Source organism: Amycolatopsis sp. (genome assembly GCF_035546795.1).
GTDB lineage: Bacteria > Actinomycetota > Actinomycetes > Mycobacteriales > Pseudonocardiaceae > Amycolatopsis_E.
Map to the genome: position 1 here is coordinate 75077 of NZ_DASZWC010000045.1, position 23099 is coordinate 98175.

The window sequence follows — 23099 nt, forward strand, 5'->3', positions numbered from 1 at the left end:
GGTGACAGCGGCACGAACGAGCCGCATCACCGTTTCCAGGGGAGAAAGAAACATGAATGTTCGTGCGTATCTACCGCGGCTGCTCGTGCTCGCCGCACTGGGTTTTCTCGGCACATCCGGGATCGCGCAGGCCGACCAGGGAGGCCCGGAATCCGCCTGCCAGCAAGGGGAATTCTGCTTGTGGAGCGCCGAGAACTACGGCGCCACGCTGCAGCAGCTGGATCTGCGCACGGCCAACCCGGAGGAATGCATCGCCTTGCCCGACGGAATGTCCGGGAAGTCGTTCGTGAACCTGCTGGACCGTGACGTGACGGTCTATCAGAGCACCGAATGCACCACCGAAGGCGATTTCACCACGTATCCCGGCCATGGCACCTACGTGCCTCATGCTCCCTTCGTGGTGCGAGCAGTGAAGATCTGGGACATGGCCTGATCCAGCACCGCCAAGCCAGGCGGCCGCATCGCTCCTGGGGACATCGAGTCCGGTGACGGCCGCCTTGATGGGCCGTTCTTCCCTGTGGACGGCCCCGGCCCGCGGGTGCGCTCCCGCCCCGACATCCGCGCACCCGCGGGCTTCTCACAAGGAAAGGAGGGAATCAGCGATCGGACTCGGATGCCGCCGGATCGCGGTAGGCGTCGAGCTCTTCAGGAGGCAGCGACCTCGCCGGCTTGTTCAGGATCGCCCGGATCTTCGCCGGGTCGGCCTTGGGCGTGCGGTCGGCGGCGAGCAGGCCGTTGCGTTCCTGCTCGGTATCGGTGAGCTGGGTATAGCAGAACCCCGCCACGGCTGGGGAATCGAGCACTGCTGAAACCAGATCATCGAGTTTGCGCAGTAGATCACCGGAGTCGGTGACGGTCGAATAGCCGAACCAGTTCTCGCCCGCGGCAGGGGCGTAGGACAGGCCGCCGAACTCCGTCAGCATCACCGGACGTCCGGCCACTATCTCGCCGAGCACCAGGCGCTTGCCGCCGGGGCGTCCGGTGGCGAGGGTTCGCCGGACCGCTTCGACGTCACCATAACGGGCAAGAAGGGAGGCGCCGATGGGCGCGTAATCGTGGACGCCGTAGATATCCGTATCGGCGATTTCCCAGCCGTCGTTGGAAATCACGGGCCTGGTCGGGTCGACGGCCTTGGTCAGGTGGTAGAGAGCGCCGGCGAAATGCGCCTGGTCGGAGACGGCCGCGATATCAGGCACGCCCCAGCTCTCGTTGAGCGGGACCCAGGTGACGATGCTGGGGTGACTTCGATCCCGACGGACGATCTCCAGCCATTCGCGGGTCAGGCGTTCCACAGCCGTCGGGCTGAACTCGTAGGCGTTGGCGGTCTCGCCCCAGACCAGCAGTCCAAGGCGGTCGCACCAGTAGAGGAACCGCGGATCCTCGGCCTTCTGGTGTATCCGCACGCCATTGAAGCCCAGTTGCTTGACGAGTTCAGCCTCACGGCGGAGCGCCTCCGGGCCGGGGGCGGCCAGCTGAGACTGTGGCCAATAACCCTGTTGGAGGGCCATTCGAGGGAAATACGGCACGTGATTGAGCAAGAAACGGCCATCAGCCACCCCGACGTCGCGAAGTCCGAGGTAGCTGGCGACCGAATCGGCAGGTCCGTGGCCGGGCAGCAGTTCGACAGTGGCGTCTATGAGGGTGGGCTGTTCCGGTGACCACAGCAGGCGGAAGCGGTCCTGTCCGTGGCGCAGTGCCGGGATCGCGAGATCGAACCGGAACCGTTCGGCGTCGACGCGGACTGTCTGCTCGGCCAGGACCTCGTCCCCAAGCCGGAGAACGACGCGAACGTTCACCGGGTTTCCGGGCACCGCGCAGAGTTCGCCTTCGCAGGTGACCCGGGCGTGGGCGATGTCCGGCACCCACTGGAGTTCGCGCAGATGCAGTGCGGGCAGCACCTCGGCCCACACCGGTTGCCAGATTCCCGTGGTGCGGTGGTACCAGATGTCGTGGGGTTCGGCACGCCAGTCCTGCTTGCCGCGGGGCTGCGCCGGATCCTCCGGTCGGTCCTCTGCCCGGACCACAATGGACTGTGCGGAACCGTCAGCGCGAAGGAAGTCTGTGATGTCCAACGAGAAAGGAGTATGTCCACCGATGTGTTCACCGGCCGGTATTCCGTTGACCCAGACGGAAGCCACGTAGTCGACAGCGCCGAAGTGCAGGACGAGACGGTGCCCTGGCACCATCGGCGGCGCTTCGAATTCACGGCGGTACCACACAACCGGGTGTGGCTCTGTCGCGTGCACTCCGGAGAGTTCGGATTCCGGCGGGTACGGCACGGTGATCGTCCGGTCAAATGCCGACAAGTCCGCATACCAGCGTTCGGCGCGGCCCCGGTTCTCGTCGTCGAACGCGAAACCCCATTGTCCACACAGATCCCGCCAGCCAGGCCGGACGAGCTGCGGGCGTGGGCACAGGTTCCCGGCCTCGGCTTTCGTGGCGTCGTACGCCGGCTGCGGCGCTTCGTCGAGATCGAGGTCGAGGTCGCGGCCGGGTCGGGGAATGCCGGAGCCGGGGACGTCAACGTCAGCGGCAGCGGGCGGGTTCGGCGGTTTGATCCTGGACTCCTTACTGCGACTTACGGCGACGGAATCGCTTCGACGGCATTCGCGCCTTGTCCGGCGGCAATGGCAGCCCATGGTCGAACTGGCACGTACGTCCGCACCCTACGCAAACCGGCGAAGCCCGGCGAACCGTTGAAGCCAACCAGCTCCGCGGCGACCGTGTCTGCCATGACTGCCATGACTGCCGGCGACGGCGCCAAGCCGTGAAGGAAAGGGTGTCCGGTTACTCCGGGGTGTTGTTACCTTGGCTCGCCGCTGGAGTCGCTTCGCCGGAGGCAGTGCCCTCGCCTGTCGCCGCTTCGGCGTCGTCGGCGGTCGAGTCGGCCGGCTCGGCGGAGTTGGTGGACTTGGTGGACTTGGTGGAGCTGATCGCACCCGGGGCCCCGCTCGGGACCGGAACATCCACCCCGGTTGGGTTGCCTGTCTCCTCGGGGGCGTCTGCTGGGCCGGCCGCGCCGTCCTCGGCGGGGGCCTCGGCGATGTCGGCGACGACGCAGGTGATGTTGTCCGGCCCGCCGCCGGCATTGGCCAGCTCGACGAGCTTCTGCACGACCGAGGGCGGCTCGGGTACTTCGGCCAGGATCTCGGCGAGGATTTCGAACGGAACCACGTCGGACAGCCCGTCCGAACAGATCAGATACCGATCCCCGGGGCGCACCTCGACGAAGAACAGGTCCGGATCAGCCTCGCCACCGCTCTGCAGCGCCCGGGTCAGCACCGAACGGCTCGGGTGCGTGATCGCCGCCTCCGGCGTGATGCGGCCCTGATCGACGAGCTCCTGGACCACGGTGTGATCACGGGTGATCTGCTCCAGCTCGCCGGCGCGCAGCCGGTACGCGCGCGAGTCGCCGACCTGGGCCACGCCGAAACGGCTGCCGTCCCACAGCAACGTCGTCAGCGTGGTGCCCATGCCGTGCAGGCGCGGGTCCTTCAGCGCCAGTTCCGTCAGCTTGTCGACGGCGTCACTCACCGCATCGCCGAGCAGCTCGAGCGTGTCCGCGTCATCATCCGCGTCTGCGAGCTTCCGGTCGAGCTCGGTGATGGCGGCGATCGCAGCCGAGCTGGCGACCTCCCCGGCGACATGCCCACCCATCCCGTCGGCCACGGCAAGCAATCGCGGACTCGTGTAAACCGAGTCCTCGTTCGCCTCGCGTCGTTGGCCAACATCGGTGGCGACGGCGTACCGGAGCGTCAGCGAGCCACTGGGTTCCATAAGTGAAGTAAAGCAGTGGCCGCCTAGCCACGGCACGGGCCTCACCCCCGGTGACCGGGGAAGCACCCGGAAACCAAGATCATGACCCATCACGCGCGGCCGTCAAGCTGGGCAGGACGTCCGCTCCGGAACCGATCTTCGCTGGACACAAGCCATCATGACGACCGCACCGGATTACCACCCGACTCGGCGGCGCGCGGCCGACGGCGACCAGCCCGCGCGGGCGAGAAGGAACGGGTTCGGTCCGCACGAAACGTCGCCGGGACGGCACGATGAGCGACCACCCCGCCAACAGGGTCCTCACGCACTCATCATCGGGGCTTGATCCACATCCGCCGCGCGCTGCGCGCGGACCTGCCGGTTCTCCAGGACGTCGAGCGTGCCCTCCGACGAGCGAATGCAGAGCCGGGCCCAGCGATCGACCCCGCACCGCGCTTCGTGTTCACGGATCTCGCGGTGGGCGTGGTCCGGCAATCGGCGGAAGCCGCATTTCGTCAACGGTTAACCTGGCTGGCGTGCTCGTGTTGCTCCCTCCCTCCGAAACCAAGGCGCCCGGCGGCGACGGCCCGGCCCTGAACCTGGACGAACTCTCCTTCGCCGAGCTGAACCCCGTCCGCCGCAAGCTCGCCGACGCGCTCGTGGACCTCGCCCGCGACGTGCCGGCCAGCCTCCGCGCCCTGGACCTGTCGCCCCGCCAGGAAGACGAGGTGGCACGCAACGCCACGCTGTGGTCATCACCCACGCTGCCCGCTCTCGAGCGCTACACCGGCGTGCTCTACGACGCCCTCGACATCGGCGGCTTCACCAAGAGCCAGCTCGCCAAGGCCGGACGCCGCCTCGCCGTCGCGTCCGCCCTGTTCGGCATCGTCCGTGCCACCGACCGGATCCCCGCTTACCGGCTCTCCGGCGGCTCCTCACTGCCTTCCCTCGGCACGCTTCGCACCCTGTGGCGGCCGGTACTCGAACCGGTTTTCGCCGACATGGACGACCTGGTCGTGGATCTGCGGTCCGGCGCCTACGCCGCGCTGGCGCGCATCCCCGGCGCCGTCACCGTGCGCGTGGTGACGCCCGCGGGCAAGGTCGTCAGCCACCACAACAAGGCCTACAAGGGCAAGCTCGCCGCCGCGCTCGCCAGGACGCCCCGCGAACCGTCCACTGTGGAGGGTTTACTCAGCGCCGCGTCGCGGGCGGGGTTCGCGATCGAGCGCACCGGCGAGAGTGAACTGAAACTGGTCACCGAGCACTGAACCGCCCTGGCCGGTACGGGGTCAGGTCCAGTTCCGGCCGCTCCCCCAGCGCGAGCGCCGCGATGAGCGCGCCCGCGTATGGGGCCAGCGTGAGCCCGCCGGGGCCGAATCCGGTGGCCAGCAACACATCGGGCCGGTCTTCCAGCGGTCCGAGCACCGGCAGCCCGTCCGGGGTGGCCGGCCGGAAGCCCACTCTGGTCTCCAGCAAGGTCGCGTCCGCCAGCCCTGGGGCGATGCTCAGCGCGTGATCGAGCACCTCCCGCTGCCCGGCCGCGGTGATCCGGTAGTCGAAACCCGAGCCGGTTTCCCTGGTGGCACCTGCCACCACACGAGAGCCGGGGAACGCCAGCAGGTAGTGGCTCGACACCGGGAGCACCACCGGCCAGGTCGCGGTCTCCACGCCCGGCAACCCGAAATGGCTGATCTGCCCGCGCTGCGGAGCCACCTCCACGGACGGCACGAGCTCCGGGCTCCACGCTCCGGCCGCCACGACCACCTTGTCGGCCGCGAGGTCCGCCCCGTTCACACGGACCCCACTGCCGGTCAGCGAAGCTGTGCCCTGAATGGTCTGTACCCCTCGCGCAGCCGCGGCGGACAACAGCGTGCGGCGCAGTTGCCGTCCGTCCACGCGGCCGCCGCCGGCGACGTGCACCGCACCCAATTCCGGCGCCAGCACGGGGAAGAGTTCGCGCGCCTGGCCGGGATCGAGCCGCCGGACCTCGCCGGCGGCAGGCGATTCCGCCGCACGCGCCGACACCCGTTGGTACGCCTCCGTCAGCTCTCCCTCGTCGGCGGATACCACCATCCCGCCGACCACTTCGAACGAAGAATCCCGCCAGCCGTCCTCCGCCAGTTCGCCGATCAGCTTCGGGTAGTACTCGGCGGCCAGCGACGCGGCCGGATAGCCCTCAGCCGAACGAGAAGTCCACGGGCACACGATCCCGGCACCGGCGGCCGTCGCCGGCCCCGTGCGCTCCGCCTCCACGAGCACGACCTCCGCCCCACGGCGGACGATCTGGTAGGCGGTGGCGGCTCCGGCGATCCCCGATCCGATCACGATGACGCGCATGATCGCCAGTGTGCCGTAATTCGGTTGCGCCGCATCCCGGTCCGCCGCATCATCGGTGCTCCCCGGTTGGAAAGGAGGACGCCCGATGACGGTCTTTGTGCTCTGTCCTGCGTTCCTTGTCCATCCGCCCGCCGGCTGACGCGCCTCATCCGCGCCCGGTGGGGCATTTTCTCCAGGAGAACCCACCATGCGCGAACGCGCCCGTCGTCGCTTCGACGACGAAACCCCGTACACCCGCCGTGGCCGTATCACCGAGCAGGAACGCGCCCGGCTCGCCGAACTCCGCGAAACGGCCTATGCCGAACCGGAAATCCCCGGCGGCGGTGACCGTTACTCGACCTGGGACACCGGCGAACGCGGTCCGCATCCGCGCCCGGACTGGGTGGTCACCGAACTGGCCGCGGTGGACACCGAACTCGGCCTCCTCAAAACCGGCAAGGAGGCGGATGTCCACCTGCTGCGTCGCGGTGTGCCGGGAAACACACACGACTGCCTGCTGGCCGCGAAACGCTATCGCGCCGCCGAACATCGCCAGTTCCAGCGTGACACCGGTTACCTCGAAGGCCGCCGGATGCGGCGCTCGCGGGAGAACCGCGCGATGGCCGGGCGCACCTCCTTCGGCCGCAACCTCATCGCCGAGCAGTGGGCGGTCGCCGAGTTCACCGCGTTGAGTCGCTTGTGGACGGTCGGTGCGCCGGTGCCGTATCCGGTGCAGCGCAACGGAACCGAGCTGCTGCTGGAGTTCCTCGGGGACGCCGACGGCGTTGCCGCGCCACGGCTTGCCCAGCTCAGGCCCGATCCCGAAGAGCTGGAACACCTGTGGTTCCAGCTGGTGCGGGCGATGGAACTGCTCGCCGCGGAAGGGCTCGCGCACGCCGACCTGTCGCCCTACAACGTGCTGGTGCACCGCGGCTCCGTGGTGCTCATCGATCTGCCGCAGGTCGTCGACGTGATCGCGAACCCGGCCGGAGCGGAGTACCTTGAGCGGGACGCGGCCAATGTCGGCCGCTGGTTCACCGCACGAGGACTACGCGTCGAACTACCGGAAGTGCTGGAACGGTTACGGGATCGGGCCGGTCTCCGGTGAACGTGGTCACTCCGGTAGACTGATCACAGACCGCAACCGGCGGCGTGGAGTGTTGTTCTTCGCGGCCAAGCCAGCTTTCCCGTGGCTCGCGGTAATCCACCCACCAACGGCGCGCCAAGCGCCGGGTCCGTCCCTGAGAACGCCCAGGACAACACTGCGCCCTGCGCCATGCGGGCAGTTGGGCCTCCTTGCGACGTGCCACGTCCGAGAGGCAGTTAGTGAGTATCACTTTCGAGTCCACTTCGGTGACCTCGTTCGCCGACCTGAACCTTCCGCAGCCGCTGCTGAACGCGCTGCGCGAGGCCGGGATCGACGCCCCCTTCCCGATCCAGTCGGCCACCCTGCCCGACGCACTCGCCGGGCGCGACGTGCTGGGCCGGGCCCAGACCGGCTCGGGCAAGACGCTGGCCTTCGGCCTCGCCCTGCTGGGCAGGCTCGGTGGCGGCAAGGCGCGGCCGAAGCGGCCGCGCGCCCTCGTCCTCGTGCCCACCCGTGAGCTGGCCATGCAGGTGGCCGACTCGCTCGCCCCGCTGGCCAAGGCCATGGGCCTGTGGTGCCGCACCGCCGTCGGCGGGATGCCCTTCAACCGTCAGGCCGAGATGCTCAACCGCGGTGTCGACCTGCTGATCGCCACTCCCGGCCGGCTGTCCGACCACGTGCGCCAGGGCACCTGCGTGCTCTCCGACACGAACTTCATCGCGCTGGACGAGGCCGACCAGATGGCCGACATGGGCTTCCTGCCGCAGGTGCGGGAGATCCTCGACCTCACCCCGCAGGGCGGGCAGCGGCTGCTGTTCTCCGCGACCCTCGACGGTGACGTCAAGAAGCTTGTCGACCGCTACCTGACCGACCCGGTCGAGCACTCGGTCGCGCCGGTCACCGCGAGCGTGGACACCATGGACCACTACGTGTTCCAGGTGACCCACCAGGACAAGCAGGCCATCATCACCAAGATCGGCGCCCGTGAGGGCCGCACGATCATGTTCGTCCGCACCAAGCACCACGTGGACCGGCTGGCCGAGCGGCTGCGGGCCAAGGGTGTCGCGGCCGGTGCGCTGCACGGTGGCAAGACCCAGGGCCAGCGCAACCGCGTGCTCGCCGACTTCAAGGAAGGCCACACCCCGGTGCTGGTCGCCACCGACGTCGCCGCGCGCGGTATCCACGTGGACGACGTCAGCCTGGTGCTGCACGTCGACCCGGCGGCCGACCACAAGGACTACCTGCACCGTGCCGGCCGCACCGCGCGCGCCGGGGCGTCGGGTGTCGTGGTCACTCTGGTCACGCACGACCAGCGCCGCACCGTGAAGCGGATGACCGAGCGCGCCGGCGTGCGTGCGGAGTCCACCGCGGTCCGCCCGTGGGACGATGAGCTGTCCCGGGTCACCGGCGCTCGCGAGCCCAGTGGCGTGCCGGTGCCGGAGCGGCGGCACGAGCCGCAGCGGCGTGGCCCGCGCGGCGACCGTGGTGACCGTCAGGGCGGCCGTTCGCGCGGCTTCGGCGGGCACCGTCAGGGCGGCGGCTTCCGTGACCGTGACGGCGGCCCGCGTCCGCCGCGACGGGACGGGCGCGGTCCTTCGCGCCGCACGCGCGACTGATCGATAGCTCCTGGTGAAGGCCACCGGCACGCTCGTGCCGGTGGCCTTCATTCGTCGCGGCAGCCGGGACTGAGAGGATGCGGGGGTGGATGCAGCCCAGAACGCGACTCCGGAACAGGTTTTCGACTGGCTGGACGCCGAGGCGGACAGGCGGTCCGGAGCCGGGCTGACGCGCAGGCTGCTGCCCCGCCCGGCCACCAGCAAGGAGCTCGATCTGGCCGGTAACGACTACCTCGGGCTGGCCAGGGACAAGCGTGTCGCCGGGGCTGCCGCGGCCGCGGCGCTCCGGTGGGGCGCGGGCTCGACCGGTTCCCGGCTGGTGACGGGCTCGACGGAGCTGCACGCGGAGCTGGAACACGAGCTGGCGCGGTTCTGCGGAGTGCAGGCGGCGCTGGTGTTCTCCTCCGGGTTCACCGCGAACCTGGGCGCCGTGACAGCGCTTTCCGGCGCCGAATCCGCCATTGTCACCGACAAGTACATCCACGCTTCGCTCATCGAAGGCTGCCGTCTCTCGCGCGCGGACGTGGTGGCGATGAACCACGGTGACGTGCCCGCGATCAAACACGCGCTCTCGACCCGCCGGAAGCCCAGGGCGCTCGTGGTGACCGATTCGGTGTTCTCCGTGGACGGTGATCTGGCGCCGCTGGAAGAGCTGTCGAACGCCTGCCGCGCCCATGGCGCCGCGCTCCTGGTGGACGACGCGCACGGTTTCGGCGTGCTGGGCGACGGCGGCCGCGGCGCCGTGCACGCGGCGGGGCTGAGCGCTCAGCCGGACGTGGTCACCACGATCACGCTTTCGAAGTCACTCGGGGCGCAGGGCGGCGCCGTACTCGGCCCGCGCCGAGTGATCAAGCACCTGGTCGACACAGCACGCAGTTTCATCTTCGACACCGGGCTCGCACCGTCCAGCGCTGCCGCGGCGCTGTCCGCCCTAGGCGTGCTGAAGTCCGAACCCGGACTGCCGGAGAAGGTGGTGACGAATGCCGGCCGGATCGCGGAACAGTTGCGGGACAACGGTTTCCGGGTGAGCGAGCCACGAGCCGCCGTCATCTCGGTGCAGGCGCCCTCGGCCGAGGACGCGGTGACGTGGGCTGCGCGATGCGCCGAACAGGGCGTGCGGGTCGGCTGTTTCCGGCCGCCCTCGGTGCCCGACGGGGTCTCCCGGCTGCGCCTGACCGCCAGGGCCGATCTCTCCGAGTCCGATGTGGACAATGCGGTGAAGGTGATCAGCGGTTCGGCGCCAAGCGGCGCCACATCGTGATGTGCGGGATGCCGTCCTCTTCGAACTCTTCGCCCTCGGGCACGTACCCGAACTTCGCGTAGAAGCCCTGCGCGTACGTCTGCGCGTCGAGCACGCTGGGCGCGTCACCGATCAGCTCGAGCGCGGCCGTCATCAACCGGGCGGCGAGCCCCTGGCCGCGGGCGTGTTTGGCCGTGACCACGCGGCCGATCCGGTAGCGGCCCGGCTCGGTCAGCACTCGCAGGTACGCGTCGACGCCGTGTTCGCCGTCGATCCAGAAATGCCGCGTATCGGCAGGCAGATCCCGGCCGTCCAGTTCGGGATAGGGGCAGTTCTGCTCGATGACGAAGACCTCGACACGCAGCCGGAGGATTTCGTACAGCCGGCTCGCGCTCAGCTCTGTTCCGGGAACGTTCACACGTCCTGACTACCAGAGCAGCGAGCGGCCCTGCGACTGCGCCTTGATGTCGTCGGCATAGGTGATGGCCCGCGCGTACACCCCGGGCTTGCCGGGCTTCGCGCAACCGTCGCCCCAGGACACCACGCCGATCAGCGTGTCTCCCACGACGAGCGGGCCGCCGGAGTCACCCTGGCAGGCGTCCGTGCCGCCCTGCGGATACCCCGCGCAGACCATGCTCTTCGCGTCGTAGTTGCTGTAGCTCTGCGCGCAACTGGTGTCACTGACCACCGGGACCGTCGCGCTGCGCAGCACCTGCGAGCGCGAGCCGCCGTCGGCGGTGCGGCCCCAGCCGACCACCGTGGCGTTCGTGCCCTCGCGGTAGAGCGACTGGTCGGAGCTGTCCGGCAGGGCCACCGCGCGGTAGGGCACCTGCCGGTCGAGGCTGAGCACCGCTACGTCGTCACCCTTGCCAGGGTCGGAGAAACCAGGCTCCACCCACACGTCGGTGACCCTCGCGACGATGCCGTCGCTGCTGGACTCGTTCTGCCTGCCGGCGACCACGCGCAGCTCGGAGCGACCCATCGCGGACGCGCAGTGCGCCGCCGTCACCACCGCGGAGGAGGAGACCAGCGCGCCGCCGCAGAACTGATTTCCCTTGCTGTCGGTCAGGTACACCGCGTACGGATAGTCCTGAATGGACGCTTGCCCGCCGCCGACGATGTACGGCCTGGCCTGGGTGGCGGAATCCGCGGTGCCGGACGAACCGGAGGTGGCGGCGACCGCTGCGATCGGCAGCGACGCGGCGACCGCGACGGCCGCCGCGAGAGTCAGCCGGAACTTGCGGCTCCGCCGGGCGTGTTTCGCCATGGGATTCCCCCTCCACCGATACTCAAAGCTTCGTAACAGGTCGCGCACGGCGTTCGGAGGACTCCGGCGCGTGAGAGTGCAGCCGAAGGTACCCTAGTCGAGACACCGGGCCGCGTGCTGTCACTGGATCGGGTGGTCTGCCAAGCTGACCTGGTGCATCTCTTGAGAGTGGTGGCTTTCGCGGCCCTGTTCGGCCTCGCCGGCTGCAGCACGCCCGGCCAGCCTGCCCCGGCTCCCACCAGCACGAACATCCCGGTCACCACGACCACGACACCGCCACCCGTCACCACGACAACACCCGCTCCCGCGCCCGCGGGCTGGCAGATCGGCGCGCACCCGCTGCCGTTGCGAAAGGACGGCTTCGGCGAGATCGAACCCACCCCCGCCGTCCTGCGGAACCGGAGCCTGTCGACGGCGGACATCCTCCCGCCGCCCGCGAACGGCCAGTACGCCGCCACCATCAACGCCGTGCCGCAGAGCGTGCTCGCGCGCAGCACGTGGCAGGCCGCCTGCCCGGTGAGGTCAACCGATCTGCGGTACCTGACCATGTCGTTCTGGGGTTTCGACGGCAAGGCACACACCGGTGAGATGCTGGTCAACGCCACCGTCGCGCAGGCGGTGACGAAAGTCTTCGGCGAGCTGTTCGCCGCACGGTTCCCGATCGAGGAAATGCGGGTCACGCGCACCGAAGAGCTGTCCGCGCCGCCGACCGGCGACGGCAACAACACCAGCGCCTTCGTCTGCCGCCCGGTGCGCGGGCAGACGAACTGGTCGGCACACGCCTACGGGCTGGCCATCGACGTGAACCCGTTCTGCAATCCCTACACCAAGGGGGATCTGGTACTGCCGGAGCTGGCCTCGGCTTACCTGGACCGCTCGTGGAAGCGGCCGGGGATGGTGCTGGCCGGGGACGCGACGGTGCGTGATTTCGCGGCGATCGGCTGGAGCTGGGGCGGGGCCTGGCAGAGTCCGACCGACCGCATGCACTTCACCGCGACCGGCGGGTGAAGGAACAACACCGGACGCGCCGGGGTTGGCAGGAATGGCAGTGCGACCACGCGGAGGATGACCAAAGTGCCCCACTACGACCTGGTGATCGTCGGTACCGGCTCCGGGAACTCGATTCTCGACCCGCGGTTCAAAGGCTGGAAAACGGCGATCGTCGAGAAGGGCGTGTTCGGCGGTACCTGCCTGAACGTGGGCTGCATCCCGACCAAGATGTTCGTGCACACCGCCGACGTCGCCGCCACCCCGTCGGCCAGCAGCAGGCTCGGCGTGGACGAAGAGCTGCTCAACGTCCGCTGGCGCGACGTGCGGGACCGGATCTTCGGCCGGATCGACCCGATCGCGGCCGGCGGTCGCGAGTACCGGCTGTCCCACGAGGACAACGCGAACGTGACGGTGTACGAGGGCGAAGGCCGCTTCACCGGGCACAAGGAGCTGACGGTCACGCTGCCTGGCGGAACGGAGACGCTGACAGCGGACAAGTTCGTCCTCGCCGCGGGCGGCCGTCCGGTCATTCCGGACATCGAGGGCCTGGCGGAGACGGGCTACCACACTTCCGACACCATCATGCGGCTCGACGAGCTGCCCTCGAAGCTCGTCATCGTCGGCGGCGGGTACATCGCCGCCGAGTTCGCGCACGTGTTCACGTCCTTCAGCGTGGACGTCACGGTGGTCGTGCGGTCCGGGGCACTGCTGCGGTCGGAGGACGAGGACATCAGCACCCGCTTCACCGAGCTGGCCGGCCACCGGTTCGATCTGCGACTGAACCGGAAACCGGTGCGCGCCAAGCGAACCGGCGCCGGGATCGCGTTGGAGCTGGCGGACGGCGAGGTGGTCGAGGGCGACCAGCTGCTGATCGCCACCGGGCGCACGCCCAACTCCGACGTGCTCGACGTCGCCGCCACCGGGGTGTCCACATCGGACAGTGGGCACGTAGTGGTGGACGACTACCAGGAGACCTCCGTCGAGGGCATCTACGCGCTCGGCGACCTGTCCTCGCCGTACGAGCTCAAGCACGTGGCCAATCACGAAGCCCGGGTGGTGCAGCACAACCTGTTGCATCCGGACGCCCGGATCGAGGCCGACCACCGGTTCGTGCCGCACGCGGTGTTCAGCTCCCCGCAGGTCGCCGGCGTCGGCCTCACCGAGCAGGAAGCCAGGAAGCGCGGGCTGAACTACGTGACGTCCACTCAGGACTACGCCGGGATCGCCTACGGCTGGGCGATGGAGGACACCACCGGTTTCGCGAAGCTGCTCGCCGACCCGGAGACCGGGCAACTGCTGGGCGCGCACATCATCGGACCGCAGGCGTCCACCGTGATCCAGCCGCTGATCCAGGCGATGAGCTTCGGCCTGGACGCCCATTCGATGGCGCGCGGCCAGTACTGGATCCACCCCGCGATGCCGGAACTGGTGGAGAACGCCCTGCTGAACCTAAGGCCAGCCGCTTCCCCACCACCACCCTCAACGGAGACGCTGCGCGCCGCTCGCTAGATATAGCGGGGCCTGCCGGCTAGGAACCCGAACACCATCTGCCCGACGACGGCGGCCAGCAACAGCACGAACGGCACGGTCCAGCCCCCGGTCAGATCGTGCAGCAGCCCGAAGAGGAACGGGCCCAGCGCCGCCAGCAGGTAGCCGATCCCCTGCGCCATCCCGGAAAGCCGCGCGGTGTCGCCGCCGGTGCGCGCTCGCAGTGCGATCGTCGTCAGGGCGAGAGAGAACACACTCATGCCGAGGCCGAGCAGCACCGACCACAACACCGGTGCGGCGGCGGGGGCGAGCATCACGCCTAGCACTCCGGCGAAGCCGAACACGCCGAGCAGCAGGATCCACCAGCTCTGCCCGCCCCGGCGGGCAGCCAGCGGCGGCACGATCAGGCTCACCGGCAGTCCGAGGATCGACACCAGGCCGAGCAGCAGGCCTGCGTCGCCCCGGCTCACCCCGGCGTCGATGAACACCTGCGGCAGCCAGCCCATGACGATGTAGGCCAGGCACGCCTGCAGCCCGAAGAACAGCGTGACGATCCACGCCAGTTTGTTGCGCAGCAAGGATTTCCCGGTGCTTTCCGGCGAGCCCTCGCCGCTGGGCACGCCCGGCCGCGTGCGAGCAACGGCGAGCCACACGATCAACGCGAGCCCGGCCAGCGCGGCCCAGGCGGCCAGCCCTTGCCGCCAGCCGCCGAGCGCGGTGGCCAGCGGCGGCGTGACAGCCGAACCGAGCGCTCCCCCGGCTTGCAGGGCGCCGGTGTAGAGCCCGGTCATCAGCCCGATCCGGGCGGTGAAGGATTCCTTGACCACCACGGGGATCAGCACGTTCGCCAGCGCGATCCCGGCGGTGGCAACGAGCGTGCCGCCGAGCACGACCAGCTGTCCGTCGAGCACCCGGAGGATCAGTCCGCCGGTCAGCAGCGCCAGCGCGGCACCGACCGCCCCGGCGACGCCGATCCGCTTGGCCACCCACGGCGCGGCCGAACCGGCGGCGGCGAAGCACAGGCCGGGCGCCGTGGTCAGCGCACCCGCCCAGGTCGAGGTGGCGCCGAGCGAATCGCGCATCTCGTCCAGCACCGCGCCGACGGAGGTCACCGCGGGCCGGAGGTTGACGGCGGCGAGCACCACGGCCAGGCCGAGCAGGCCACTTCCGACGAGCACACGCGGCGTGTGTTTCACAGCTGTTCCGACCACAGCCGCTACTATGACAGACATAGGATGATTGGGTGAAGGGATAACCGGGTGCCGTTAGCCACGACACGTCGCGCCGGCCTGGTGGACCAGGTGATCGGCCAGCTCCGCGATGCCATCAGCCAAGGCGAATGGGTCGTGGGCGAGCGCATCCCGACCGAACCCGCGCTCGCGGAGACCCTCGGCGTCGGGCGGAACACCGTGCGCGAAGCGGTCCGCGCGCTCGCGCACAGCGGCCTGCTGGAGGTACGGCAGGGCGACGGCACGTATGTGCGCGCGACCAGCGAGGTGTCGGGCGCGATCCGGCGGCTGTTCGGCTCGGAGCTACGTGAGGTGCTTCAGGTGCGGCGCGGCCTGGAAATCGAGGGCGCGCGGCTGGCGGCCACCGAACGCACGGAAGAAGAGCTGACGAAGCTCACCGGACTGCTCGCCGACCGGGACCGCGCCCAGCTCGAGAAGAACCACGAGGATTTCGTCCGCGCGGACACCGAGTTCCACACCTGCGTCGTCCACTGTGGACACAACAAGCTGCTGTCCGAGCTGTATCGAGGGCTGACCGAAGCCGTCAGCGCGAGCGTGGCCGCGACCTCGCACGACACCCTCGAAGAGAAGGTCGAGATCGGCCACCAGGGGCTGCTCGACGCGATCGCCGACCGCGACCCCGCACGAGCGGCGGCCGAGGCCGGCGGTTTCCTGGATCGGCTGCTCAGGGCAGAGTCAGAATCTCCGCGCCGGTAGCCGTCACCACGAGGGTGTGCTCGAACTGGGCGGTCCACTTCTTGTCCTTTGTGGTCACCGTCCAGTCGTCGTCCCAGACGTCGTAGTCGATGGTGCCCAGCGTGATCATCGGCTCGATGGTGAAGGTCATCCCCTGCTCGATCACCGTCGTCACCGACGGCTCCTCGTAGTGCAGCACCGTCGGCGCGGTGTGGAACGACGGGCCGACCCCGTGCCCGGTGAAGTCACGCACCACGCCGTAGCCGAACCGCTTGGCGTAGGCCTCGATCACCCGGCCGATCACGTTGAGCTGACGGCCTGGCCGCACCGCCTTGATGGCCCGCATGGTGGCCTCGTGCGTTCGCTCGACGAGCAAGCGCGCCTCCTCGGAGACATCGCCCGCGAGGTACGTCGCGTTCGTGTCGCCGTGCACGCCGCCGATGTACGCCGTGACGTCGATGTTGCAGATGTCGCCGTCCTCGATCAGCGTCGAGTCCGGGATGCCGTGGCAGATCACCTCGTTCAGCGAGGTGCAGCACGACTTCGGGAAATGCCGGTAGCCCAGGGTGGACGGGTACGCGTGGTGGTCGAGCAGGAACTCGTGCACCACCTTGTCCACGTCGTCGGTGGTATTGCCGGGCTTGACCGCCTTGCCGCCCTCTTCCAGCGCCTGCGCGGCGATCCTGCTCGCCACCCGCATCGCCTCGATGATTTCCGGGCTGCGTACGCCGTTGCCGTTGTCCCGCTTGGGCGCCGGCTTGTCCACGTACTCGGGACGCGGAATGCCGGCGGGGACGGAACGGCGCGGCGACTGCACGCCAGGCTTCAACGGAGCACGCTGGGACATACCTCCAGCCTACGACTCCGGCCGGAACTCAGAACAACACCGTGGCGTAGCGGCCCACCTGGCGGAAACCGATCCGCCGGTAGGCCGCCAGCGCGGGGCTGTTGAAGGAGTTCACGTACAGACTCGCCGTGCGGCCCATGGCATTGATGAGGCGGCTTGCCACCGACGCGGTGCCCGCCGTGCCGAGCCCGTGACTGCGGCGATCGGGATGTACCCACACGCCCTGGATCTGCCCGACGTCACGGGACATCGCCCCGATCTCGGCCTTGAACACCACTTCCCCACCCTCGAACCGGGCGAACGCGCGGCCGCCGGCGATCAGCTCGGCGACCCGGGCGCGGTAGCTCGCGCCGCCGTCGCCGGCACGCGGGTCGACGCCGACCTCCTCGATGAACATGGCGATCGCGGCGGGCAGGTAGCGCTCCAGCTCGTCCGGGCGAACCGGCCGCACCAGCGGGTCCACCGGCACCGCGGGCTGGCCCTGCAGCGCCATCAGCGGCTGGTCGGCGCGGACTTCCCTGGCGGGGCCCCATTCCGCGGCGAGCTCGTCCCACAGCCCCAGCACCTGCTCGGAGGGGCCGACCAACGAGGAGCAGACCCGCTGCTTGCGCAGCGCGCGATCGGCGAACGACCGCAACGCCGACGCGTTGCCTCGCAGCGGGATCAGGTTCGGGCCCGAGAAGCAGAGCCCGGGAAGCCGCGGGGACCGCGATCCGCGGTAGTCGGCGGCCCACAACTCCCCGCCGAGGCGCCACGGATCCAGCCCCGCCACTTCGACTCGCGCGCTGACCATGCAGCTCGCTACGGGATCAGCCGCGAGAACGGCACGTACCGCCGGGTAGTCCCGATCACCGAGCAGCCGTGCACCGGCAAGCCGCAACACACCGTCCAGATTGCCAGATACCCCCCGGAAACGAGAAACCGCCCGGTCAGGGCGCGCCGCGACAGGTGCCGAAGGACCAGAGATTGCCTTCGGGGTCCTCCGCACCCGCGCCACGCGCCGCATCATGGACCGCGTCCACGTCCTCGGTCACCACACAGACACTGCTGACGCCGGGCGCTTCCCGGCGAGCGTGCCCCCGGCCCCGGCCCGCGGCACGGATCATGCGCTGCCGGCCCCAACCCACCTCGGGCACGGGCTCGTTTTTCCACAGCCCGGCGAGGAAAACCCGAGCAGGGCCCGGAAACGCTCGATGATCGAGCTCCACGTGGTACCGGAACCTGTCCTGCCCGATCACCGGGCTCAGGTTCATCCCGCCGACCGGCGCCGCGAACTCCGCGCGGCCGGGCGTCCGGATCGGGTCGGCGTGACGTACCGCGACGGCAGTCCACGATGGACAGTCAGCCGGCTGGGACACCGCCCGGCGCTAGCCGACCGTCACCGTGGGCTGGCCGCTCGCTTCCGCGTCCCCGGACTCCTCCGCGATCCGCATGGCCTCTTCGATCAGGGTCTCCACGATCTGGTGCTCGGGCACGGTCTTGATGACCTCGCCCTTGACGAAGATCTGCCCCTTGCCGTTGCCGCTGGCGACCCCGAGATCGGCCTCACGCGCCTCGCCGGGACCGTTCACCACGCAGCCCATCACGGCCACCCGCAGCGGCACCTCCATGCCCTCCAGGCCCGCCGTCACCTCGTCGGCCAGCTTGTACACGTCCACCTGGGCGCGACCGCAGGACGGGCAGGACACGATCTCCAGCTTGCGCGGCCGCAGGTTCAGCGACTGCAGGATCTGCTGGCCGACCTTGACCTCTTCGACCGGCGGCGCGGACAGCGACACGCGGATGGTGTCGCCGATGCCCTGGCGCAGCAGCGCACCGAAGGCCACGGCCGACTTGATGGTGCCCTGGAAGGCCGGGCCCGCCTCGGTGACACCGAGGTGCAGCGGGTAGTCGCACTGCTCGGCGAGCAGCTCGTAGGCCCGCACCATGACCACCGGGTCGTTGTGCTTGACCGAGATCTTGATGTCGTGGAAGTCGTGCTCGGCGAACAGCGACGCTTCCCACAACGCCGACTCGGCCAGCGCTTCGGGCGTGGCCTTGCCGTACTTCTCGAGCAGCCGCCTGTCGAGCGAACCGGCGTTCACGCCGATCCGGATCGGCGTGCCGTGGTCCTTCGCGGCCTGCGCGATTTCCTTGACCTGGTCGTCGAACTTGCGGATATTGCCCGGGTTCACCCGGACCGCGGCACAGCCGGCCTCGATCGCGGCGAACACGTACTTCGGCTGGAAGTGGATGTCGGCGATGACCGGGATCTGCGATTTCTTCGCGATCGCGGGCAGTGCCTCTGCGTCGTCGGCGGACGGGCAGGCCACGCGCACGATGTCGCAGCCGGCCGCGGTCAGTTCCGCGATCTGCTGCAGCGTGGCGTTGACGTCCGAGGTCAGGGTGGTGGTCATGGACTGGACGGAGATCGGGTGCTCGCTGCCGACACCGACCGGTCCCACCATCAGCTGCCTGGTCTGGCGGCGTTCGGCGAGGACGGGCGGCGGGAGGGCGGGCATACCAAGCGCGACACTCACGCCCTCAGCGTACTCACTGCAGACGGATCGGGTTCACGATGTCAGCCGTCACGGTGAGCAGCGTTACTGCGCCACCCACCAGCACCAGCACCATCGTGATGGCCGACAACTTGGTGTAGTCGACCGGGCCGCCCGCGGCCTTGCCGCGCAGCCCGCGCACCCAGTCCCGCACGCGCTCGTACCAGGTGACCGCGATGTGCCCGCCGTCGAGCGGGAGCAACGGCAGCAGGTTGAACACGCCGATGAAGAAGTTCAGGCTCGCCAGCAGGATCAGAAACAGCGGCCACAGCCCGGCTTCCACCGCCTCGCCGCCGATCCGGCTCGCGCCGACGACGCTGACCGGGGTGTTGGGGTCACGCTCGCCGCCGAAGATCGAGTGCACCACCGCCGGGATCCGCTCCGGGAACTCCAGCAGCCTGTCCCAGGTCTGGGCGAACATGTCGCCGGTGAACATCCCGGCGCCGCCGAGGGCGGTCCACGCGTTGTAGTGCAGGTAGCTCGGGAACCCGACGCCGATCGTGCCCACCTTGACGATCTTGGGCGCGCCCTGGGGGTTGTTCGGGTCGGTCACCGGGCGCTCGACCTGCGCCACGTTGATCGTCAGGTGCACCAGTTGCCCGTTGCGCTTGACCTCGAAATCGACCGGGCCCGACATCGGCTGGATCTTGGCCGTGACGTCGGCGTACGTGGCGGTGGCCGTGCCGCCGACCGCGACGATCTCGTCACCCGGCTGGAGCCCGCCCTGCTTGGCCGGGGCGAGGTCGCCGGGCTGACAGGTGGGGTTGAGCACCTGCTGGTCTGTGGTGGCGTTGTGCACGCAGTCGGCCACGGTGGCGATCTGTGCCTTGCCGATCAGCGCGTTGGGCAGGCCCATCGAGACGGCCATCAGGTACAGCACGACGAAGCCGAGGATGAAGTGCGTGACCGAACCGGCGGCCAGCACGATCGTGCGCTTCCAGGTCTTGTACCGCCACATCGCGCGCGGCGCCTCGTCCGGGGTGACCTCGTCGAGCGCGGTCATGCCGGCGATGTCGCAGAAACCGCCGAGCGGGATCCACTTCACGCCGTACTCGGTCTCGCCGCGGCGGAAGGAGAAGACCTTGGGACCGAAACCGATGAAGTACCGGCGCACCTTCATGCCGAAGGCCTTCGCCGAGACCATGTGTCCCGCCTCGTGCAACGCGACGGACACACAGATGCCCAGCGCGAAGAGCACGACTCCGAAAATGTAGGCGAGCACGCCCTAGTTCCTTCCGGTTGTCCCGATGGTCTCGGCCGCGCGAGCTCTGGCCCACTCCTCCGCGGCGAACACGTCCTCCAGATCGCGGGGGTCCCGGCGCCATTCGTCCGCAGCCTGAAGCACCCCACCAATAGTGTCCACGATGGACGTGAAGCCGGTGTTCTGCGCCAGGAAAGCGGCGACCAGCACCTCGTTCGCCGCGTTGAAGACCGCCGGGAGCAGGCCGCCGACGGTACCGGCGTGCCGGGCCAGCTCGACAGCGGGGAAAGCCTCGCTGTCCAGCGGTTCGAACGTCCACGAGGTGGCCTTGTCCCAGGCGCACGCGGACGCGGCGCCGGGCACCCGGTTCGGCCAGTCGAGCGCCATCGAGATGGGCAGCCGCATGTCCGGCGGGCTGGCCTGGGCCAGCGTGGAGCCGTCGGTGAAGGTCGCCATCGAGTGCACGATCGACTGCGGGTGCACCACCACGTCGATCCGGTCACAGGGCACGTCGAAGAGCAGATGCGCCTCGATCAGCTCCAGCCCCTTGTTGACCAGGGTGGCCGAGTTGATCGTCACGAGCTTGCCCATCGACCAGGTGGGATGCGCGAGCGCGTCCGCCACCGTGACGTCGGTCATCTGCTCGCGGGCACGGCCGCGGAACGGCCCGCCGGACGCGGTGAGCACGAGCCTGTCCACCTCGTCGGCGCGACCGGCGCGCAGCGCCTGCGCCATCGCCGAGTGCTCGGAGTCGACCGGGATGAGCTGCCCGGGCTTGGCCGCCTTGAGCACCAGCGGGCCGCCCGCGATCAGCGACTCCTTGTTCGCCAGCGCCAGCTTCGCGCCCGTCTCCAGCGCGCGCAGCGTCGGCTCCAGGCCCTGCGAGCCCGGCATCCCGTTCAGCACGACGTCGACCGGGACCGCGGCGATGAGCTCCGTCACGGCGCCCGCACCGGCGAAGATGCGCGGCAGGCGGAAATCACCGCTTGAGTAGCCGTGCTTCTGCGCCTCGGCGTACAGCGCCAGCTGCAGGTCCTCGACCACTGTCGGCCTGATCACGGCGATGGCATCCACCTGATGCGCCAGCGCCTGCGCGGCCAGCAGCGCCGGATCGGACCCGCCTGCGGCGAGGCCGGCGATCCGGAACCGGTCGGTGTTGCGCGCGGCCACGTCCAGGGCCTGCGTGCCGATGGAGCCGGTGGAACCGAGGACGAGAACGCTGCGAGTCGTGTTCATCACCCCCATTGTCGCGAACCGCCCGGCGCGGCTTCGCGCCGCATGTGGGATTATCCCCAGTGCAGGTGAATACAGGGCGTGGAGGAGTGTTCCGTGGCTACCAAGGCGGTCGAGAAGCGGCAGAAGGCCGAAGTGGATCCCCGCGATGAACCGTCGGCCGAATGGGGCTGGCACGGCTCGTTCCCCAAGGCCACCCGGATCGCGGGCTGGTTCAGCGCGATCGTGCTGTTCCTGATGATCTACAACAACCACGAGAACGACACCGAAAACGTGTGGCTGATCGGCCTCGGCGTCGGCCTGATCATCCTGCTGCTGATCGACCTCAAGCGGCGGCGCACCGCCTGGCGGCGCTGAGCGTCAAGACTGTGAAGAGCCGCGGGCCCGGGTCGGTCCGCGGCTCTTTCGCTGCCGGCGGACAACTGAGTCCACAATAGACACGCCCGGGAATCCGTTCACCAGCAACAGATCCGCGCCGGTGGTTCAGCCCTCCGCGGCCAGCTGCCCGCAGGCTGCCGCGATGTCCTGGCCGCGTGTGTCGCGCACCGTGCACGCCACCCCCCCGGCGTTGACGCGGCGCACGAACTCCCGCTCGACCGGCTTCGGCGACGCGTCCCATTCCGAGCCCGGCGTGGGGTTCAGCGGGATGACGTTCACGTGCACCAGCTGGCTCAGGTGCTTGCGCAGCCGCTTGGCCAGCAGATCCGCCCGCCACGGCTGGTCGTTGACGTCCCGGATCAGCGCATACTCGATCGACACCCGGCGCCCGCTCGTATCCGCGTAGTACCGCGCCGCTTCGAGTACCTCGTTCACCGACCAGCGGTTGTTCACCGGCACCAGTGTGTCGCGCAGCTCGTCGTCCGGCGTGTGCAGCGAGACCGCCAGCCGCACGTGCATCTTCTCGTCCGCCAGCTTCCGGATCGCCGGCGCCAGGCCCACCGTCGACACGGTGACCGAACGCTGCGAAATCCCCAGGCCACCGGGCGCGGGGTCGGTGATCCGGCGCACCGCGGCCACCACGCGCTTGTAGTTCGCCAGCGGCTCGCCCATCCCCATGAAGACGATGTTCGACAACCGGCCCGGCCCGCCCGGCATCGCGCCGTCACGCATCACCGCGGCCGCCGAGCGCACCTGGTCCACGATCTCCGCCGTGGAGAGGTTCCTGTCCAGCCCACCCTGGCCGGTCGCGCAGAACGGGCACGCCATCCCGCAGCCGGCCTGACTCGAAATGCACAGCGTGGCCCTGTCCGGATAGCGCATCAGCACGCTCTCCAACAACGTCCCGTCGTGGGCACGCCACAGCGTCTTCCGCGTCGTGCCCCCGTCCGCGGCCACCGCACGCACCTCGGTGAGCAGCGGCGGCATCAGCCCGCCGACCAGCCGCTCCCGCGAGGCCGCCGGGATGTCGGTCATCGCCTCGGGGTCGACGGTCAACCGGGAGAAGTAGTGGTTCGACAGCTGCTTGGCACGGAACGGCTTCTCACCGAGTTCGGCGACCGCTTCGGCGCGCTCGGCGACGGTGAGGTCGGCAAGATGCCGGGGCGGCAGGCCACGGCGGGGCGCTTCGAAGACGAGGGGGAGGGCAGTCATAGCCCG

General features: G+C 69.4%; 23 protein-coding genes and 1 pseudogene. 9 read left to right on the forward strand and 15 right to left on the reverse strand.

The window, feature by feature from the left end:
* Positions 1-52 precede the first annotated feature (52 nt).
* Positions 53-433, forward strand: coding sequence for a peptidase inhibitor family I36 protein (locus tag VHD82_RS24940; RefSeq protein ID WP_325708639.1), 381 nt, complete (start codon positions 53-55; stop codon positions 431-433).
* A 163-nt stretch (positions 434-596) separates the two neighbouring features.
* On the opposite strand, the gene VHD82_RS24945 is transcribed toward VHD82_RS24940, so the two are convergent.
* From VHD82_RS24945 to VHD82_RS24960, 4 genes and pseudogenes are all read right to left on the reverse strand, one after another.
* The gene (locus VHD82_RS24945; RefSeq protein WP_325708710.1) at positions 597-1910 is read right to left on the reverse strand and encodes a glycoside hydrolase family 2 TIM barrel-domain containing protein; all 1314 of its coding nucleotides are present in this window, start codon (positions 1908-1910) and stop codon (positions 597-599) included.
* A gap of 57 nt (positions 1911-1967) precedes the next feature.
* Positions 1968-2639 (reverse strand): annotated as a pseudogene (locus tag VHD82_RS24950) (sugar-binding domain-containing protein); the annotation flags it as partial.
* A gap of 148 nt (positions 2640-2787) precedes the next feature.
* Positions 2788-3777, reverse strand: coding sequence for a PP2C family protein-serine/threonine phosphatase (locus tag VHD82_RS24955; protein ID WP_325708642.1), 990 nt, complete (start codon positions 3775-3777; stop codon positions 2788-2790).
* Between the two features lie 300 nt (positions 3778-4077).
* The gene (locus VHD82_RS24960) at positions 4078-4275 is read right to left on the reverse strand and encodes a hypothetical protein (RefSeq protein ID WP_325708645.1); all 198 of its coding nucleotides are present in this window, start codon (positions 4273-4275) and stop codon (positions 4078-4080) included.
* A 17-nt stretch (positions 4276-4292) separates the two neighbouring features.
* Between VHD82_RS24960 and yaaA the strand changes: the two genes are divergently transcribed.
* A complete protein-coding gene (yaaA, locus tag VHD82_RS24965; RefSeq protein WP_325708648.1) occupies positions 4293-5024 on the forward strand; it encodes a peroxide stress protein YaaA in 732 nt (243 codons plus the stop codon).
* Here yaaA and VHD82_RS24970 read toward each other — a convergent pair.
* A complete protein-coding gene (locus tag VHD82_RS24970; RefSeq protein ID WP_325708651.1) occupies positions 5011-6093 on the reverse strand; it encodes an FAD-dependent oxidoreductase in 1083 nt (360 codons plus the stop codon). The genes yaaA and VHD82_RS24970 overlap by 14 nt on opposite strands.
* A 187-nt stretch (positions 6094-6280) precedes the next feature.
* Here VHD82_RS24970 and VHD82_RS24975 point away from each other — a divergent pair, with 187 nt between their 5' ends.
* The 3 genes from VHD82_RS24975 to VHD82_RS24985 all read left to right on the forward strand — a co-directional run bounded on the left by VHD82_RS24975 (position 6281) and on the right by VHD82_RS24985 (position 10036).
* Entirely contained in the window at positions 6281-7180 is a 900-nt protein-coding gene (locus VHD82_RS24975) for a serine protein kinase RIO (protein WP_325708654.1), read from the forward strand.
* Between the two features lie 218 nt (positions 7181-7398).
* The gene (locus VHD82_RS24980; RefSeq protein ID WP_325708657.1) at positions 7399-8775 is read left to right on the forward strand and encodes a DEAD/DEAH box helicase; all 1377 of its coding nucleotides are present in this window, start codon (positions 7399-7401) and stop codon (positions 8773-8775) included.
* An 85-nt stretch (positions 8776-8860) separates the two neighbouring features.
* Complete coding sequence (locus VHD82_RS24985; RefSeq protein WP_325708661.1) at positions 8861-10036, forward strand: 8-amino-7-oxononanoate synthase; 1176 nt, start codon at positions 8861-8863, stop codon at positions 10034-10036.
* Here the strand turns inward: VHD82_RS24985 and VHD82_RS24990 are convergent.
* Positions 10002-10433: a GNAT family N-acetyltransferase gene (locus VHD82_RS24990; protein ID WP_325708664.1), complete on the reverse strand. Its 432-nt coding sequence runs from the start codon at positions 10431-10433 to the stop codon at positions 10002-10004. The genes VHD82_RS24985 and VHD82_RS24990 overlap by 35 nt on opposite strands.
* Before the next feature lie 9 nt (positions 10434-10442).
* Positions 10443-11282, reverse strand: a complete 840-nt coding sequence (locus VHD82_RS24995; protein WP_325708667.1) for a serine protease — start codon at positions 11280-11282, stop codon at positions 10443-10445.
* Positions 11283-11435: 153 nt separating this feature from the next.
* Here VHD82_RS24995 and VHD82_RS25000 point away from each other — a divergent pair, with 153 nt between their 5' ends.
* Positions 11436-12290: a M15 family metallopeptidase gene (locus VHD82_RS25000; RefSeq protein ID WP_414637576.1), complete on the forward strand. Its 855-nt coding sequence runs from the start codon at positions 11436-11438 to the stop codon at positions 12288-12290.
* A 66-nt stretch (positions 12291-12356) separates the two neighbouring features.
* Positions 12357-13781, forward strand: a complete 1425-nt coding sequence (locus tag VHD82_RS25005) for a mycothione reductase (protein WP_325708716.1) — start codon at positions 12357-12359, stop codon at positions 13779-13781.
* Here VHD82_RS25005 and VHD82_RS25010 read toward each other — a convergent pair.
* A complete protein-coding gene (locus tag VHD82_RS25010) occupies positions 13778-14992 on the reverse strand; it encodes an MFS transporter (protein WP_325708670.1) in 1215 nt (404 codons plus the stop codon). The genes VHD82_RS25005 and VHD82_RS25010 overlap by 4 nt on opposite strands.
* A 27-nt stretch (positions 14993-15019) precedes the next feature.
* Here VHD82_RS25010 and VHD82_RS25015 point away from each other — a divergent pair, with 27 nt between their 5' ends.
* Entirely contained in the window at positions 15020-15706 is a 687-nt protein-coding gene (locus VHD82_RS25015; protein ID WP_325708673.1) for a FadR/GntR family transcriptional regulator, read from the forward strand.
* On the opposite strand, the gene map is transcribed toward VHD82_RS25015, so the two are convergent.
* The 6 genes from map to dxr are packed head-to-tail and all read right to left on the reverse strand — an operon-like array spanning position 15675 to position 21506.
* Entirely contained in the window at positions 15675-16532 is an 858-nt protein-coding gene (gene map / locus VHD82_RS25020; RefSeq protein WP_325708676.1) for a type I methionyl aminopeptidase, read from the reverse strand. The genes VHD82_RS25015 and map overlap by 32 nt on opposite strands.
* Positions 16533-16560: 28 nt before the next feature.
* Entirely contained in the window at positions 16561-17415 is an 855-nt protein-coding gene (locus VHD82_RS25025) for a GNAT family N-acetyltransferase (RefSeq protein ID WP_325708678.1), read from the reverse strand.
* A gap of 46 nt (positions 17416-17461) precedes the next feature.
* Complete coding sequence (locus VHD82_RS25030; RefSeq protein WP_325708681.1) at positions 17462-17890, reverse strand: hypothetical protein; 429 nt, start codon at positions 17888-17890, stop codon at positions 17462-17464.
* 9 nt (positions 17891-17899) lie between these two features.
* Entirely contained in the window at positions 17900-19051 is a 1152-nt protein-coding gene (gene ispG / locus VHD82_RS25035; RefSeq protein ID WP_325708683.1) for a flavodoxin-dependent (E)-4-hydroxy-3-methylbut-2-enyl-diphosphate synthase, read from the reverse strand.
* A 13-nt stretch (positions 19052-19064) separates the two neighbouring features.
* A complete protein-coding gene (locus VHD82_RS25040; RefSeq protein ID WP_325708686.1) occupies positions 19065-20291 on the reverse strand; it encodes a site-2 protease family protein in 1227 nt (408 codons plus the stop codon).
* A 3-nt stretch (positions 20292-20294) separates the two neighbouring features.
* Positions 20295-21506, reverse strand: a complete 1212-nt coding sequence (gene dxr, locus VHD82_RS25045) for a 1-deoxy-D-xylulose-5-phosphate reductoisomerase (RefSeq protein ID WP_325708689.1) — start codon at positions 21504-21506, stop codon at positions 20295-20297.
* A 93-nt stretch (positions 21507-21599) separates the two neighbouring features.
* On the opposite strand from dxr, the gene VHD82_RS25050 reads away from it, so the two are divergent.
* On the forward strand, positions 21600-21860 hold the full coding sequence (locus VHD82_RS25050) for a DUF2631 domain-containing protein (RefSeq protein WP_325708692.1): 261 nt from the start codon (positions 21600-21602) through the stop codon (positions 21858-21860).
* A gap of 126 nt (positions 21861-21986) precedes the next feature.
* On the opposite strand, the gene rlmN is transcribed toward VHD82_RS25050, so the two are convergent.
* Positions 21987-23093 carry a 23S rRNA (adenine(2503)-C(2))-methyltransferase RlmN gene (rlmN, locus tag VHD82_RS25055; RefSeq protein ID WP_325708719.1) on the reverse strand — a complete coding sequence of 369 codons (1107 nt, stop codon included), beginning with the start codon at positions 23091-23093 and terminating at the stop codon, positions 21987-21989.
* Positions 23094-23099: the final 6 nt, after the last annotated feature.